Annotated in this window: 13 protein-coding genes; 7 read left to right on the top strand and 6 right to left on the bottom strand. The window is 68.8% G+C overall.

From position 1 onward, the window contains the following. Nucleotides 1-118: 118 nt before the first annotated feature. The 4 genes from JHW38_RS09045 to JHW38_RS09030 all read left to right on the top strand — a co-directional run bounded on the left by JHW38_RS09045 (nt 119) and on the right by JHW38_RS09030 (nt 5,592). Nucleotides 119-2,200, top strand: a complete 2,082-nt coding sequence (locus JHW38_RS09045) for an alpha/beta hydrolase family protein (RefSeq protein ID WP_207525618.1) — start codon at nt 119-121, stop codon at nt 2,198-2,200. A 449-nt stretch (nt 2,201-2,649) separates the two neighbouring features. Continuing rightward, nucleotides 2,650-3,912, top strand: coding sequence for a DUF819 domain-containing protein (locus tag JHW38_RS09040; RefSeq protein WP_207525617.1), 1,263 nt, complete (start codon nt 2,650-2,652; stop codon nt 3,910-3,912). A 133-nt stretch (nt 3,913-4,045) separates the two neighbouring features. Continuing rightward, on the top strand, nt 4,046-4,717 hold the full coding sequence (locus JHW38_RS09035; RefSeq protein WP_207525616.1) for a hypothetical protein: 672 nt from the start codon (nt 4,046-4,048) through the stop codon (nt 4,715-4,717). 179 nt (nt 4,718-4,896) lie between these two features. Continuing rightward, the gene (locus tag JHW38_RS09030; RefSeq protein ID WP_207525615.1) at nt 4,897-5,592 is read left to right on the top strand and encodes a class I SAM-dependent methyltransferase; all 696 of its coding nucleotides are present in this window, start codon (nt 4,897-4,899) and stop codon (nt 5,590-5,592) included. Between the two features lie 56 nt (nt 5,593-5,648). Here JHW38_RS09030 and JHW38_RS09025 read toward each other — a convergent pair whose 3' ends face one another. From JHW38_RS09025 to JHW38_RS09000, 6 genes are all read right to left on the bottom strand, one after another. Then, nucleotides 5,649-5,870, bottom strand: a complete 222-nt coding sequence (locus JHW38_RS09025; RefSeq protein ID WP_207525614.1) for a YbdD/YjiX family protein — start codon at nt 5,868-5,870, stop codon at nt 5,649-5,651. Beyond that, the gene (locus tag JHW38_RS09020; RefSeq protein ID WP_207525613.1) at nt 5,870-7,942 is read right to left on the bottom strand and encodes a carbon starvation CstA family protein; all 2,073 of its coding nucleotides are present in this window, start codon (nt 7,940-7,942) and stop codon (nt 5,870-5,872) included. The genes JHW38_RS09025 and JHW38_RS09020 overlap by 1 nt, the downstream gene beginning before the upstream one ends. Before the next feature lie 343 nt (nt 7,943-8,285). Further along, nucleotides 8,286-9,278 carry a magnesium/cobalt transporter CorA gene (corA, locus tag JHW38_RS09015; RefSeq protein ID WP_207525612.1) on the bottom strand — a complete coding sequence of 331 codons (993 nt, stop codon included), beginning with the start codon at nt 9,276-9,278 and terminating at the stop codon, nt 8,286-8,288. Between the two features lie 39 nt (nt 9,279-9,317). Continuing rightward, nucleotides 9,318-10,685, bottom strand: a complete 1,368-nt coding sequence (locus JHW38_RS09010; RefSeq protein WP_242691288.1) for a DUF4105 domain-containing protein — start codon at nt 10,683-10,685, stop codon at nt 9,318-9,320. 290 nt (nt 10,686-10,975) lie between these two features. Continuing rightward, complete coding sequence (locus tag JHW38_RS09005) at nt 10,976-11,842, bottom strand: HlyC/CorC family transporter (RefSeq protein ID WP_207525611.1); 867 nt, start codon at nt 11,840-11,842, stop codon at nt 10,976-10,978. A gap of 257 nt (nt 11,843-12,099) precedes the next feature. Further along, a complete protein-coding gene (locus JHW38_RS09000; protein ID WP_207525610.1) occupies nt 12,100-12,627 on the bottom strand; it encodes a GspH/FimT family protein in 528 nt (175 codons plus the stop codon). 243 nt (nt 12,628-12,870) lie between these two features. Between JHW38_RS09000 and JHW38_RS08995 the strand changes: the two genes are divergently transcribed. Genes JHW38_RS08995 through JHW38_RS08985 form a run of 3 tightly spaced genes read left to right on the top strand, consistent with a single transcriptional unit; the run spans nt 12,871 to nt 15,087 of the window. Next, nucleotides 12,871-13,536 carry a GspH/FimT family pseudopilin gene (locus tag JHW38_RS08995; protein WP_428995294.1) on the top strand — a complete coding sequence of 222 codons (666 nt, stop codon included), beginning with the start codon at nt 12,871-12,873 and terminating at the stop codon, nt 13,534-13,536. Nucleotide 13,537: 1 nt separating this feature from the next. Continuing rightward, entirely contained in the window at nt 13,538-14,068 is a 531-nt protein-coding gene (gene pilV / locus JHW38_RS08990; RefSeq protein ID WP_207525608.1) for a type IV pilus modification protein PilV, read from the top strand. Further along, entirely contained in the window at nt 14,065-15,087 is a 1,023-nt protein-coding gene (locus JHW38_RS08985; protein WP_207525607.1) for a PilW family protein, read from the top strand. Before pilV ends, JHW38_RS08985 begins: the two co-directional genes overlap by 4 nt. Nucleotides 15,088-15,098: the final 11 nt, after the last annotated feature.

Genomic DNA, 15,098 nt, shown 5'->3' with positions numbered 1-15,098 from the left:
TCCGACCCGGCCCGGCAGCGATGCCGGGCCGCTGCGTTTCCGCAATCCGCATTCCATCGCACGCCGGCCGCGCGCCGCGCCGCCGTTTCCCGCACCGCTCATCGTTCAGAGGTTCGCCATGACGCCACGCCACGCCCTCCTGCCGCTGGCCCTGTCGCTGGCCTGCGCATCCGCGCCGGCTTTCTCGCTCACGCCGCCCGCGCCGCAGGGCCTGCAGATCCGCGATCTGGCGAGCATGGACCGCTATTCCTCGCCGACCCTGTCGGCCGACGGCCGCCAGCTGGTGTTCGCCAAGCGCACGGTCGACTTCGCCGCCAACAAGTCCGCGACCTCGCTGTGGATCGAAGACCTGTTCGCGCGCGACGCCGCACCGCCGAAGCGTCTGACCCCGGAAGGCTGGAGCGTCAACTCGCCGGCGTTTTCGCCGGACGGCAAGAGCGTGTACTTCCTCAGCAGCAAGAGCGGCAGCTCGCAGCTGTACTCGCTGCCGCTGAGCGGCGGCGCGCCGCGCCAGCTGACCGCGTTCGACGGCGACGTCGGCGGCTTCCAGATCTCGCCCGACGGCAAGCGCGTGGCGTTCAACGCCGAGGCGTATGCCGATTGCGCGGCGGATCTCGCCTGCAGCAAGAAGAAGCTCGACGCGGCCGAGAAGAACAAGGCCTCGGGCAAGGTGTTCGACCGCATGTTCATCCGCCACTGGGATGCGTGGAACGACGGCCGCCTGAACCGCCTGTTCGTGACCGACCTGCCGGCCGCCGGCAAGACCGCGTCGACCGCCAAGCTCGTCAGCGGTGAAGTCATCGGCGACGTGCCCTCGCGTCCGTTCGGCGACAGCAGCGAATACACCTGGGCGCCCGACGGCCGGTCGCTGGTGTTCAGCGCGCGCAAGGCCGATGCCAAGGAGCCGTGGTCGACCAACTTCGATCTGTACCAGGTCGGCGCCGACGGCGGCGCGGCCAAGAACCTGACCGCGTCGAACCCGGCCTGGGACACCGGCGCGACCTTCAGCGCCGACGGCAAGACCCTGTACTACCGCGCGATGAAGCGCCCGGGTTTCGAGGCCGACCGCTACGCGTTGATGGAACTCGACCTGGCCAGCGGCAAGGCGCGCGAGATCGCGCCGCAGTGGGATCGTTCGGCCTCGAACATCGTACTGTCCGCCGACGGCAAGACTATCTACACCACCACCGAAGACCTCGGCCAGCAGCCGCTGTTCGGCGTCGACATCGCCAGCGGCAAGGCCACCCGCCTGATCGCCGACGGTACGGTCAATTCGCCGACGCTCGCCGGCAAGACCTTCGCCTTCACCCGCAACACGCTCAAGAGCGGCGACCAGATCTTCGTCGGCGGCCTCGACGGCGCGCCGGAGCGCGCGATCACCCCGAGCGCTTCGGAGATTCTGGGCAACACGAAGTTCGGCGACTTCGAGCAGTTCGAGTTCAAGGGCTGGAACGGCGACAGCGTGTACGGCTACGTGGTCAAGCCGTGGAACTACCAGGAAGGCAAGAAGTATCCGGTCGCGTTCCTGATCCACGGCGGCCCGCAGGGCAGCTTCGGCAACGGCTGGAGCTATCGCTGGAACCCGCAGACCTACGCCGGCCAGGGCTATGCGGTGGTGATGATCGACTTCCACGGCTCCACCGGCTACGGCCAGGCCTTCACCGACGCGATCAGCCAGCACTGGGGCGACCGCCCGCTGGAAGACCTGCAGAAGGGCTGGGCCGCGGCGCAGAAGAAGTACTCCTTCCTCGACGGCGACAAGGCCTGCGCGCTCGGCGCGTCGTACGGCGGCTTCATGGTCAACTGGATCGCCGGCAACTGGAACCAGCCGTGGAAGTGCCTGGTCACCCACGACGGCGTGTTCGACCAGCGCATGATGGGCTACGCCACCGAAGAACTGTGGTTCACCGAATGGGAGCAGGGCGGCACGCCGTACGACAAGCCGGCCGCGTACGAGAAGTTCAACCCGGTCAACCACGTCAAGGACTGGAAGGTGCCGATGCTGGTCATCCACGGCCAGCAGGATTTCCGCATCCCGGTCGAGCAGGGCATCGGCGTGTTCACCGCGTTGCAGCGTCAGGGCATCGAGTCCAAGTTCCTGTACTTCCCGGACGAGAACCATTGGGTGCTCAAGCCGCAGAACAGCGTGCAGTGGCACGACACGGTCAATGGCTGGCTGAAGCAGCATATCGGCCAGTAAGCGCCGGTCCGCACGATCGTACGAAGGCCGCCCTCGGGCGGCCTTCGTTTTTTCGGCGTCGGCGTGGTCGCGTACCCCTCTGTAGGAGCGGCGCGAGCCGCGACCGCGACATCTCACATGCGACGCAAGCGCGGTGTCGCGGTCGCGGCTCGCGCCGCTCCTACAGGGGCTTCGGGCAGGTCGCGTCGTTGCTGTTTCTTGTGTTTTTGTGTGCAGCCCGCAGCGTCGCTGCGGATCCGACTGTAGGAGCTGCGCGAGCTGCGACCGCGACATCGCACATACGACGCAAGCGAGGTTTCGCGGTCGCGGCTCGCGCCGCTCCTACAGGGGGAAACGCGACAGACAGGCGACAGGCCGCGCCTGAATCCGCGCCCCGGCACCACCGGCTCTTGCCCGCGGCGGCCGATCCGAAGTAAAAGCGGAGTCGCCTTAGTTCAGGGGAATCCCGCATGCCGCCAGACACCGCCCGCACGGCGCTCATCAGCAACGACATCGTCGTCCTCGGCCTGATCGCCGCCACCCTCGGCCTGGTGTTCTGGACTTCCTCGAAGCAAAGCGGTTTCTGGAAGACGTTCTACACCTTCGTGCCGGCGCTGCTGCTGTGCTACTTCATTCCCGGCATCTACAACACCGTCGGCCTGGTCGACGGCAACAACACCAAGCTGTACAACCCGGTCGCCAGCCGCGTGCTGCTGCCGGCGGCGCTGGTGCTGCTGACCCTGACCATCGACCTCAAGGGCGTGCTCAAGCTCGGGCCCAAGCTGCTGATCATGTACGCGGTGTCGTCGCTGAGCGTCGCCTTCGGCGCCATCGTCGCGTTCGTGGTCATGCGCGCGCTGCATCCGGAAACGGTCGCCGGCGACACCTGGGGCGGCATGGCCGCGCTGGCCGGCAGCTGGATCGGCGGCGGCGCCAACATGCTGGCGATGAAGGAGATCTTCCAGGTCGACGCGACCACCTTCGGCCAGTTCGCCGTGGTCGACGTCGGCGTCGGCTATGTGTGGATGGCGGTGCTGATCTTCCTGGCCAGCCGCGCCCAGGCCATCGACGCGCGCAGCGGCGCCGACGTCAGCGGCATCGAGGAGCTCAAGCGCCGCATCGAGGACTTCCGCGCCCAGCACGAACGCGTGCCGACTCTGGCCGATCTGGCGATGATCGTCGGCATCGCCTTCGGCGTGGTCGGCCTCGCGCACGCGATCGCCGGCCCCGTGTCGGCGTGGTTCGGCGCCAACGTGTCGTGGGCGCGCACGGTGAGCCTGCACGAGCCGTTCTTCTGGGTGGTGGCGGTGTCGACCTTCGCCGGCCTGGCGCTGAGCTTCACCCGCGCGCGCGAACTCGAAGGCGCCGGCGCTTCGAAGATCGGCAGCCTGCTGCTGTATTTCCTGATCGCCTGCATCGGCTTGCAGATGGACATCCTGGCGCTGCTCGACAAGCCCTGGCTGTTCGCTTTGGGCCTGATGTGGATCGTGGTGCACATCGCGATCCTGTGGGGCGTCGGCCGTTTGCTGAAGGTGCCGCTGTTCTATTTCGCGATCGGTTCGCAGAGCAACATCGGCGGCCCGGCCTCGGCGCCGGTGGTGGCCTCCGCGTTCCATCCTTCGCTGGCGCCGGTCGGCGCCTTGCTCGGAACGCTGGGCTACGCGACCGGCACCGGCCTGGCTTACCTCGTCGGCATCACCCTGCGTTCATTGGCCGGCGATTCGCCGGCCTGAAGTCCGATTGTAGGAGCTGCGCAAGCTGCGACCGCGAAACCACGCTTACATCGCAACTGCGATGTCGCAGCCGCAGCTCCAAAAGCAAACATCCCGCACATCCCCGCCGGCCGACAGACGCCAAGGAACGCCCATGACCAGCGGTTTCGAATCCCTGTCCGCGCAATCCGGCATCGCCTTGCCGCCGCTGCTGGCGCAACTGCTGGCCGAAGGCCGCACGCGCTACGGCGAGGACCGCGCCGACTGGCAGGCGAACTGGCGCGACTACACGTTGAACGCGCATCCGGTCCTGTCCTGCGTCTACGACCTGGAATGGATCGACGCCGCGCAGGCGCAGCGCATCGTCGCCGAATGGCTCAACCCGCGCTTCCAGCACGGGCGCGCGTTCCTGCCGTTCGCGGTGTCCGGCGCCGGCGACGCGTATTGCCTGATGCGCGCGCCGCAAGGCGCGGTAGAGGTCGGAATGATCTGGCACGACCGCGGCGAAAGCGCGATGGAAGCCGCATCGTTCGAGCAGTTCGTGTTCTCGCGTCTGGTTGAAAGCGCGCACGATTTCGAGCATCTGCTGGACGATTTTTCCGCCGACGAGGCGCGCGCCTGCGTGCTCGCCAATCTGCAGGCGGTCGTCGGCTTCTTGCCCGGCGCGCCGGGCGATGCGCTGCGCGCCCTGGCCGCGGCGGTCGGGCCGCAGGACGACGATGCCACCAGTGCGGTCGGCGCAGACGCCGCGCAGCGCGCGTTGGCGGTGTTCGCGCCGTTTTCGTCGCCGCCGTTCGTCGTCGTTCCGCGTTGGGAATGCGGATAGGCCGGGGCGCGCCTGTCGATCCGGGTACGGCGGGACTGCACGAAGGCGATGCTCGCCGGCTCCGGGTTCATCGCGATGAACCGCGCCGCGCCCAACCGCGGATCGACTGCGTTCACCCCGCGATGTGACGCCCGGCCGGAATACGGCAAACCGCTACACCGGCGAAACCGGACTTGACTATGGTGCGGGAGGCGGATCGATCACGACGCATTCCTACACTCGGCGACAAAGGGACCGGCATGACCTTGGCGAACGACGCGAAATTCTGGGACCGCACTTCACGCAAGTACGCGTCCGGCCCGGTAGCGGACCAGCAGGCGTACGCGCGGACCCTGGACCGCACCCGCGCGCTGCTGCGACCGCAGGACCGGGTGCTGGAACTGGGCTGCGGCACCGGCTCGACCGCGCTGCGGCTCGCCGGCGGCGTGCGCAGTTATCTGGCGACCGATATTTCTCCCGGCATGATCGAAATCGCGGACGAAAAACTCGCCGCCGATCCGGTTCCGGGATTGTCGTTCCGCGCCGCGACCGCAGAGGAATTCGACCCTGCGGATGCGCGGTTCGATGTCGTGCTGGGATTCAACTACCTGCACCTGGTCCACGACCTGCCGGCGACGTTGCGGCAGATCCACGCGCTGCTGGCCGCAGACGGCGCGCTGGTCACCAAGACGCCGTGCCTCGGCGAAATGAACCCGCTGCTGCGGCTGGCCTTGCCGCTGGCGCGCACGCTCGGGCAGGCGCCGCACACCGGCGTGTTCACCGCCGGACAACTGCAAGCCGCGATCGAAGCCGCCGGCTTCGCGATCGAGGCGAGCGAGCGGCACGCGAGCCGCGGCAAGGACACCCGGCCTTACCTCATCGCCCGCAAGCGATGAGATAAGGCCGCCGGTTCATCGAAACCGATGGCTGCGCCGTCGCGGCGCGGGCCGCGTCAGCAGCAGCGGAACCCGCCGCCGCCGTAGCGCGCGTCCTGGCGCTCGCGGAAGAACGTCGCGTAATCCGGAATCGGCCGTTCCGGATGCTTCTCCATCAGATGGCGCACGTAGTTGTCGTAGTCCGGCACCCCGCAGCAGAGCCGCGCGGTCTGGACGATGCGCCGCCACGCGCGTTTGAAGGATTGGTATTGGCCGACCGGTACCAGTGCGGTGCCCATCACAGGTTCCCCATTTCGTGCGGCTTGAGCGCCACGTACGGCGATTCGCGGTCGCTGCGCTGCGGGTTCGAACGCGCCTTGGCGATCGCGCCGAGCGAGTAGATCAGCACGCTGAACACCACGAACAGGAACAGCGCGGTCAGGCCGGTGTTGACGTAGCTGTTGACCATGATCTGGTGCATCTGCTCCAGGCTCTTGGCCGGCGCGGTGACTTCGCCCTTGGCGATCGCGGCGCTGTACTTGTGCGCCTGGGCGAGGAAGCCCACCGCCGGATTGGAATCGAAGATCTTGATCAGGCCGGCGGCGGTGGTGCAGATCAGCAGCCAGATCGTCGGCACGATGGTGACCCAGGCGTAGCGGTCGCGTTTCATCTTGAACAGCGCGACGGTGCACAGCATCAGCGCGATGCCGGCGAGCATCTGGTTGGCGATGCCGAACAGCGGCCACAAGGTGTTGATGCCGCCGAGCGGATCGACCACGCCCTGGTAGAGGAAATAGCCCCACAGCGCGACGCAGCCGCCGGTCGCGATCAGGTTCGGGCCCCAGGCCTCGGTGCGGCGCAGCGCCGGCACGAAGCTGCCGAGCAGGTCCTGCAGCATGAAGCGTCCGGCGCGGGTGCCGGCGTCGACCGCGGTGAGGATGAACAAGGCTTCGAACAGGATCGCGAAGTGGTACCAGAACGCCATCGTGTTCTCGCCCGGCAACGCGTTGTGCAGGATCTGGGCGATGCCGACCGCGAGCGTCGGCGCGCCGCCAGCGCGGGCGAGGATGGTGTGTTCGCCGATGTCTTCGGCCGTCGCGTTCAGCACCTCGGGCGTGACCGCGAAGCCCCAGCTGCTGATCGTCTGCGCAACCGTATGCACGTCGGTGCCGACCAGCGCGGCCGGACTGTTCATCGCGAAGTACACGCCCGGATCGATCACCGAGGCGGCGACCAGGGCCATGATCGCGACGAAGGATTCCATCAGCATGCCGCCGTAGCCGATGTAGCGCATATGCGCTTCGTTGGCGAGCAGCTTCGGCGTGGTGCCCGAGGAGATCAGCGCATGGAAGCCCGACACCGCGCCGCAGGCGATGGTGATGAACAGGAACGGGAACAGCCCGCCTTTCCACACCGGGCCGTTGCCGTCGGTGAACTGGGTCAGCGCCGGCATGCGCAGGTCCGGCATCACGATCAGGATGCCGATGGCGAGGCCGACGATGGTGCCGATCTTGAGGAAGGTCGACAGGTAGTCGCGCGGCGCCAGCACCAGCCACACCGGCAGCACCGCGGCGACGAAGCCGTAGCCGATCAGCATCCAGGTGATCTGGGTCGCGGTGAAGGTGAAGGCCGGGCCGAGCACCGGATCGGCGGCGACCTTGCCGCCGTACCAGATCGCCAGCAGCAACAGCACCAGCCCGACCACCGAGATTTCGCCGATCTTGCCGGGGCGGATGTAGCGCATGTACACGCCCATCAGCACCGCGATCGGCAGGGTCGCGATCACCGTGAACATGCCCCAGGGGCTTTCCGCGAGCGCCTTGACCACGATCATCGCTAGCACCGCGAGGATGATGATCATGATCAGGAACGCGCCGAACAAGGCGATGGTGCCGGGGATGCGGCCCATCTCCTCGCGCACCAGATCGCCGAGCGAGCGGCCGTTGCGGCGGCTGGAGACGAACAGCACCATGAAGTCCTGCACCGCGCCGGCCAGGACCACGCCGACGATCAGCCACAGCAGCCCGGGCAGGTAGCCCATCTGCGCGGCGAGCACCGGGCCGACCAGCGGCCCGGCGCCGGCGATCGCGGCGAAGTGGTGGCCGAACAGCACGTGCTTGTTGGTGGGCACGTAGTCCAGGCCGTCGTTGTTGATGACCGCGGGCGTGGCCCGGGTCGGGTCGAGCTGCATCACCTTGTCGGCGATGAACAGCGAGTAGTAGCGATAGGCGACCAGATAGATCGAAACCGCGGCGGTGACGATCCACAGCGCGTTGATGTGTTCGCCGCGCCGCAGCGCGACCACGCCGAGGCAGAACGCCCCGAGCACCGCGAGGGCCGCCCAGCCCACTTTCCCCAGACCATTTTTCATGACGACCCTCCCGGATAGGACCCCCGGAAGCGTCGCCCCTGGGCCCGGGCGGGTCAATGCGCAGCGCGGCAAAGGCGCGCGATTGCGGCTGATACTTTGGTCTTAGGCGGCGGATGCGGGCCGTTGGCGGTGCGATGCCGGGCGGTTCGGGCGCAGGCGGCTCGGCGTGGCAGCGGGGCGGTTGCGGGCACGAATGGTGTTTGCGTCGTGGTTGCGGGTTCGCGGTCGCGGCTCGCGCCGCTCCTACAGGGAGCGGCCGTGGCTTCGTATCCGACTGTAGGAGCGGCGCGAGCCGCGACCGCGTCGATGCGCCTGCGTCGTTACTGCGAGCTTGCGCCCGCCGCTACAACCACTTCGCCCGCTTGAAGCCGATGTACAGCACCAGGCATGTCACCACCACCACGCTGATCAGAATCGCGTAGCTGAACTGCCCGGCGAGCTCCGGCATGTGGGTGAAGTTCATCCCGTACCAACTCGCGATCAAGGTCGGCGCCGCCAGCAGCGCCGCCCAGGCGCCGAGGCGCTTGACGATCTCGCCCTGCCGCACCGTCACCAGCGACAGGTTCACGCTGACCGCCGCGGTCAGCATCTCGCGCAAGGTGTCGGTGGTTTCGTTGATGCGCACGGCGTGGTCGAGCACGTCGCGGAAGTACAGCTGGATCTCCTCGTCGATCAACCCGCCGCGCGAGCGCGCGAGCTGGCCGAGGATGTCCTGCAACGGCGACACCGCCATGCGCAGCCGGGTCAGTTCGCGCTTGAGGTCGTACAGCTCGCGCACCGTCTGGTTGCGGAAATCCTCGGCGAAGATGTCCTTCTCCAGCTCGTTGAGCTCCTGGGTGAAGCCCTCGACGATCGGCATGAAGTTGTCGACCACGCTGTCGAGCACCGCGTACAGCGCCGCGCCGGGGCCGTGTTCGAGCAGGTCCGGTTCGCGCTCCATGCGCATGCGCGCGTTCTTGTAGCTGATCGAGGCGCCGTGGCGCACCGTCACCAGATAGCGCGGCCCGACGAACAGGTGGGTCTCGCCGAAACGGATGCGGTTGTCGATCTTCTGCGCGGTGTGGATGGCGATGAACAGCGAGTTGCCGTAGGCCTCGATCTTCGGCCGCTGGTGCGCGTTGTGGGCGTCCTCCACGGCCAGGTCATGCAGGCAGAACTCCTCCTGCAGCTTGTCCAGGATCGGCTCGTCGGGCTCGTACAGGCCGACCCACACGAAGCTGCCGTCGTCGACCGCCAGCACGTCGCTGATCTGGTCCAGGGTGATGTCGCGGCGGCCGCCGTTACGATCGTAGGCGGCGCAGTTGATGACGCACTGGGGCAGGGAAGGATCGCTCATGCGCGCATCCTGCCCCCGCGACCGCGCAGGGGCAAGCGCTCAGCCTTGACGGGTTCTGGCGGTCGCGCGCAGGCCCGCCCACAGGCCCAGATGCACCGGCAGCCACAGCGCGATCCAGTGCGCGTTGCGCTGCGGGTAGACCGGCAGCCAGTACGCGAACAGCGAAGCGGCGGCGGCCAGCAGCACGATCAGGCTCAGCCAGCCGAACGCCGGGCCCGGATCGCGCCCGCGCAGGATGCGCACGCCGCCGAACAACAACAGCAGGCACAGCGGATCGAACAGCAGCAGGTTGCGGTTGGCGTAGACGTATTCGTGGCCGGTGCCGACCCAGGCGTATGCCAGCAGCGCGCCGACCACGCCGAGCAGCAGCCACAGCGGCAGCGCCGCGGCCGCGAGCAGGCGCGGGCTGCGTCCGCCGAGCCAGGCCAGCGCCGCGCCGAGGGCCAGCCCGGCCAGCGCCCACGGCCACCACGGCAGCGGCGCGGCCTCGGGCTCGGCGGCGATGCGCGAGGGCATCAGCACGCGTTCGGCCTCCACCAGCGGCCGGCCCTGGCCGTTCTTGACCTCGGCCAGCGCCGCTGCGAGCCGCCCGGGCACGTAGGATTCGGTCCACACCGGAATCGGCTTGTCGGTCTCCGGGCCCATCAGCACGTCCAGACCCAGCCACATCCACGCTTCCGGCCGCGACAGCCGCAAGGCTTCGCTGCGCAGGGTGTTGCCGTGCGAACGGCCTTCGGTCTGGCGGCGCAGCTCGCCGCCGAGAGTGCGGTCGATCGCGTCGCGCACGCGGACCGCGCAGTTGTCGTCGAAATACTGGTAGCGGTAATACGCGTTTTCCGGCAGCGCGTTGATCCGCAGCGACTCGGCCAGCGCGCGCGCCTGCGCGTCGCTGAGGTCGAGCCATTGCAGGCTCACCTTGCGGCCTTCGTAGTCGTACTGGGCCATGTCCTGGTCGAACGGCAGCGCGACCAGGCGGTAGCGCATGTCGTTGCGGACGAAGCGCTGGACGAAGTCGGGCTCGGTCGGGTCGAAATAGCCGAAGTTGTACGAGATCGCCTTGTCGCTGGCGCGGTCGTAGACCACCAGGGCGTCGTGGCCGAAGCGCGACCAGAACTCCTGGCCGGGCTGCATGGTGACCACGCCGATGCGCGGGGCCTGGGTGGCGTCGGCGGCGGTCGGCGCGGGCGGGATCGCGGTCGCGGTCGCGGCCGTCGCCGGCGTTGCGGCGTTGCCGCTGGCCGTAGCCGCCGCTGAGCCGGCGACGTCGCCGCGCGCGGCACCGGCGCTGCTTTCGGCGGCAGGCGCGGCGGCCGTTTGCGTGGCCGATGGGGCAGCGTGCGCCAGCGGCAGGATCGACAGCAGGGCGAGCAAAGCGTAGAGCCGGACGAAGCGGGGAAGAGCGGTCACGGGCGGCGGCCTGATCCGGCGGGCGGGTGGCGGCCATTGTAAACGCAGGCGTTGGCCGGGCCGTGTCGGGCTTCAGATTGGATGCGGCGCCGCGGCGATCCGGGCGAAGCGCGTCGGGGCTGAAGCTCCGTCCCACACAGGCCGGCGGCCGCGCGTCGAGGCGTCCGCGATTGCAACTCCCGCAATACGCGTCCAACGCCACTTGGCGCGAACGCCGACCGTCCAAAACAAAACCGGCCCCAATCGGGGCCGGCATGCGATCTGCGACAGGCGGCGCAAGCGCCGGACGATCACTCGTTGCCGAGCACGCCGACATGGAAGGCGTGCACCCGGCGCGCGTCGGCGCTGGCGACGCGGAACACGAAGCGGCCCAGGGTCAGCTCCTCGCCGGCTTCGGGCAGGTGCCCGATCGCCGCGGTGATCAGGCCGCCGATGGTGTCGTACTCGTCGTCGTCGAAGTCGGCGCCGAAGCGTTCGTTGAAATCGTCGATCGGCGTCAGCGCGTCGACCACGTACTGGCCGTCGGCCTGCGCCGCGATCAGCGCGTCGGTGTTCTCGGCCTCGTCGTGCTCGTCGTCGATCTCGCCGACGATCTGTTCCAGCACGTCCTCGATGGTCAGCAGGCCGGCGACGCCGCCGTGCTCGTCGATGACGATGGCCATGTGGTTGCGCGACTGGCGGAACTCGCGCAGCAGCACGTCCAGGCGCTTGGATTCGGGAATCAGCACCGCCGGACGCAGCAGTTCGTGGATCGTGCCCGGACCGTTGTCGGCGACCACACCGCGCAGCAGGTCCTTGGCCAGCAGGATGCCGAGAATCTCGTCCTTGTCCTCGCCGTGCACCGGGAAGCGCGAATGGCCGGACTCGACCACCAGCTTCATCAGGTCGAGGAATTTGGCGTTGGCCGGCAAGGCGACCATCTGCGAGCGCGGGATCATGACGTCGCCGACGGTCAGGTCGGAGACCGCGATCGCGCCTTCCATCATGCGCAGGGTGTCGGCGGCGATCAGGCCGTCGGACTGCGCGTCGCGCAGCAGCTCGACCAGGTCTTCGCGGGAGCTGGGTTCGCCGGACAGCGCGGAGCTGATGCGGTCGAGCCAGGAGCGCCGTTTCTCGTGGGGTTCCGGCGAGTGGGTACTACTGTCGTCCTCGGACATTCGATTCTTGAACTATGGCCCTCGGGGGAGAGGGACGCCGCCGGGCAGTCTACCCGGAACTGCTTCGGGTTGTCGCCGAGAGGGCCGCGGGCGGGCCTGGCCGGGGCTTCCTGAACGGGCCGGGCGCAACACCGCGCCGACGCGCCGAAACGCCTCGGAACGCAGCGCCGGACGGCCCCGCGACCGCTCCGTCGCGGCGCGGACCGGGCGGCGCGCAGCGGTCCGGCGTCCGCGGGCCGCGCGCGTGCGTGCGTGCTTCACTCGCACAGGCGCGGCGCGGGCGGGTTGCGCGGATCGACGGCGCGGAAACGGCCTTCGCCGGACAACACCAGCCACGCCGCCGGCGCGCCGCGCCGCGCGCACAGCAGGAAAGACGCGTTGCTGCCGGCGCTGTCGCCCTGCGGCTGGAACACCACGCGCTTGCGGCCCTGCGAGCTGTACACGCGTATCCCGGCGGTCGCGCCGACGCTGCGCACCAGCGTGTCGTAGGCGCCGGCCTTGCGGTCGCCGTCGACGTCCATGAAGACCTTCCAGCCATCGCTCCAGTCGTCGCCGTCGCGGCAATCGCCGCTCGCGCCGACCGGGCAAACGATCGCGGCGCTGCCGGTGGCCACGGCCAGACGCGCGGCGGTCATGAAACTCTCGCTCAGCGCCGTCTGCACGTACGCGGCGCGGGCGCGCTCGGCGGCGCGGGATATCGCCGGAACGGCGACGGCGGACAGGACCGCGACCAAGGCCAAGGCCGCGACCGCTTCCAGCAAGGTGATTCCCTTCGAACGATTCATCCGCGCCTCCTGCGCACAAGTAGACAGGCGTTCATCGTCGCCGTGCCTGGCGTCGCCCGGTATAGGAAATCCCCGCACTCGACGGTCGGACGCGGCAGCGGCGGCGGGTAGTGCGGACGCCGCGCCGACGCCGTCGCGCCGCTCGATCCGGTCTGCGAGGCAGGGCACAAGAACTGGGTAATTCAGGCGAAAACTCGATGTGTGCCTGCTCGATCAGCGTTTTGTTGACGCAATTAGCGCGCGATGCGTAACCCGCGCCGTTCGCGCAAACGATCGCTCCGTTCGTCCCGCCCCGCGTCGACACGGCGCGCGATCCGGGCGTTAACTTCGGCGCGAATCGAAGGGGGCCGCATGCGACCGATGTCTCACGCAGGATTTTCCGTAATCGAGCTCATGACCACCGTGGCCGTGGCCGGAGTCGTGCTGGCGCTGGCGGTTCCGAGCTTCATCTCGACCGTCAACCAGAGCCGGTTGAGCGGCGCCGCCAACGAACTGGCGGCGGCGCTGCAATATGCGCGTTCGGAAGCGATCAAGCGCAACGCCTCGGTCGAGTTGTGCGAAAGCGGCGACGAAAGCTCCTGCGGCAGCGGCTCCGGCGCCTGGCGCGGCTGGATCGTGGTGGCCAACGACGCGAACGGCGACGGCAGCGGCGGCGATGCCTTGGTGCTGCAGTCGTTCCGGATCAAGCCGCCGGTGCAGGTGCGCCGCGCCGCGGGCGCGGACAAGGTGATCTACCGCGCCGACGGATTCGCCCGCAGCGCCGGCGCGGCGCGCGGCGCACTGCTCAACACCAGCTTCAGCGTGTGCATCCCGACCGCGTATCCCAAGGACAACGTGCGCCGGGTCCGGCTGGCGTCGGGCGGACGCATCGCCACCGATGCTTTCAGCAGCGACGGAGTGTGCAGCTGACATGTCCGCAACCGCAATCGCATCCCGGGCGCGCGGCGCCGGACGCAGGTCGGGCCGCGGCGGCGCGGCGCGCCCGCAGGCGGGCGTCGGCCTGATCGAGATACTCATCGCGGTGCTGGTGCTGGGCTTCGGCCTGCTCGGCGCGGCGGCGATGCAGAGCCTGGCGCTGCGCAACAGCCAGAGTTCGATGGAACGCAGCCAGGCGGTGGTGCAGACCTATGCGATCGCCGACGCCATGCGCGCGAACGCCGAAGAAGCCAGGCGCGGCCTGTACGACACCGGCGATGCGCCGTTGTGCGTCGGCGCGCCGGCGGCCGGGGGCAAGTCGGCCCTGGTGGCGGCGGACCTGGCGGCGTGGAAGGACGGGCTGGGCAAGAGCCTCGGCGCGCAGGCGACCACCTGCGGAAAGATCGATTGCGACGCCAAGGGCCTGTGCGATGTGACGGTGCAGTGGAGCGATGCGCGCGCCGGTTCGGCGCGGACCGAAGACGCCGCGGGCAAGGCCGCGTTCACGCTGAAGGTGCGCCTGTGAACCGGCGCGACCGCGGTCGCCGGCCGGTCGGATCGGTCGCGGGCCTGAGCCTGATCGAACTGATGGTCGCGCTGGTGCTGGGCCTGCTGCTGACCGCGGGCGCGCTGTCGATCTTCCTGTCCATGCGCGCGGCGTTCCGCACCACCGAAGACCTGTCGCGCGTGCAGGAGGCGGGGCGGGTCGCGTTCGAGCTGATGGCGCGCGATGTGCGCGAGGCCGGCGGCAACCAGTGCGGAACCAACATCCGCCAGTCCATGGTCATGTCCGATCGCGACAGCGATTTCTGGAAGAACTGGAACAAAAGCCTGATCGGATTCGGCGGCGACGCCGCGTTCGCGACGCCGGCGCAACCGTTCGGCACCGCCGCGGGCAGCCGGATCAAGGGCACCGACGGCCTGGAACTGCACGCCACCGAAGACCTGGGCATCTATCTGGTCGCGGCGATGGCGAACAAGGACGCGGATCTGTCCGTCAACGCGGTTCCCGCCGACGTCAAAGACGGCGACGCCTTGCTGGTCTGCGATTTCCGCCTTGCGACCTTGTTCAAGGCGACCGCGGCGGGCGGCGCGTCGATCGGCCACGGCGTCGGCGCCGGCGGCAACTGCAGCGCCGGCTTCAGCCGCGAAACCTCATTGTTGTGCGTCAACGAGGCCGCCATGCCCGCCGATCGCTGGCACTTGTACGGCAACAACGCGATCGTGGCCCGGCCCGCGGTGGTGCGCTGGTACATCGGCGGCAACGACGACGCCGGCAAGTCCCTCTACCGCACGGTGATCGATTCGCGCGGGGCGGTAGCCGCCAGCGACGAAGTCGCCGAAGGCGTAAGCCAGATGAGCATCGCCTATTTGATGGACGGCAAGGCCGATTACCTGGCGGCCGCCGCCATCGACGACTGGTCGAAGGTCAAGGCCGCGCGCGTGGTGCTGAACCTGGAAAGCCGGCGCAAGAGCGGCGTCGACAACCAGGCCATCAGCCGCAGCGTCAGCGCCGTGCTGTCGCTGCGCAACCGCAACCCCTGAGGAGCCGAGCC

Origin of the sequence: Lysobacter enzymogenes (assembly GCF_017355525.1) — a bacterium.
Lineage (GTDB): Bacteria > Pseudomonadota > Gammaproteobacteria > Xanthomonadales > Xanthomonadaceae > Lysobacter > Lysobacter enzymogenes_C.
Note: the sequence above shows the minus strand (reverse complement) of the source record. Positions and strands in the feature narration are given on the sequence as shown.

Excerpts from the sequence above, each read along its gene's own strand:
- JHW38_RS09025 (WP_207525614.1), bottom strand. The coding sequence starts at position 5,870 with ATGGGCACCGCACTGGTACCGGTCGGCCAATACCAATCCTTCAAACGC.
- JHW38_RS09005 (WP_207525611.1), bottom strand. The coding sequence starts at position 11,842 with ATGTCCGAGGACGACAGTAGTACCCACTCGCCGGAACCCCACGAGAAA.
- JHW38_RS09035 (WP_207525616.1), top strand. The coding sequence starts at position 4,046 with ATGACCAGCGGTTTCGAATCCCTGTCCGCGCAATCCGGCATCGCCTTG.
- JHW38_RS09000 (WP_207525610.1), bottom strand. The coding sequence starts at position 12,627 with ATGAATCGTTCGAAGGGAATCACCTTGCTGGAAGCGGTCGCGGCCTTG.
- JHW38_RS09045 (WP_207525618.1), top strand. The coding sequence starts at position 119 with ATGACGCCACGCCACGCCCTCCTGCCGCTGGCCCTGTCGCTGGCCTGC.
- JHW38_RS08995 (WP_428995294.1), top strand. The coding sequence starts at position 12,871 with ATGCGTAACCCGCGCCGTTCGCGCAAACGATCGCTCCGTTCGTCCCGC.
- corA (WP_207525612.1), bottom strand. The coding sequence starts at position 9,278 with ATGAGCGATCCTTCCCTGCCCCAGTGCGTCATCAACTGCGCCGCCTAC.
- JHW38_RS09030 (WP_207525615.1), top strand. The coding sequence starts at position 4,897 with ATGGTGCGGGAGGCGGATCGATCACGACGCATTCCTACACTCGGCGAC.
- pilV (WP_207525608.1), top strand. The coding sequence starts at position 13,538 with ATGTCCGCAACCGCAATCGCATCCCGGGCGCGCGGCGCCGGACGCAGG.
- JHW38_RS09040 (WP_207525617.1), top strand. The coding sequence starts at position 2,650 with ATGCCGCCAGACACCGCCCGCACGGCGCTCATCAGCAACGACATCGTC.
- JHW38_RS09020 (WP_207525613.1), bottom strand. The coding sequence starts at position 7,942 with ATGAAAAATGGTCTGGGGAAAGTGGGCTGGGCGGCCCTCGCGGTGCTC.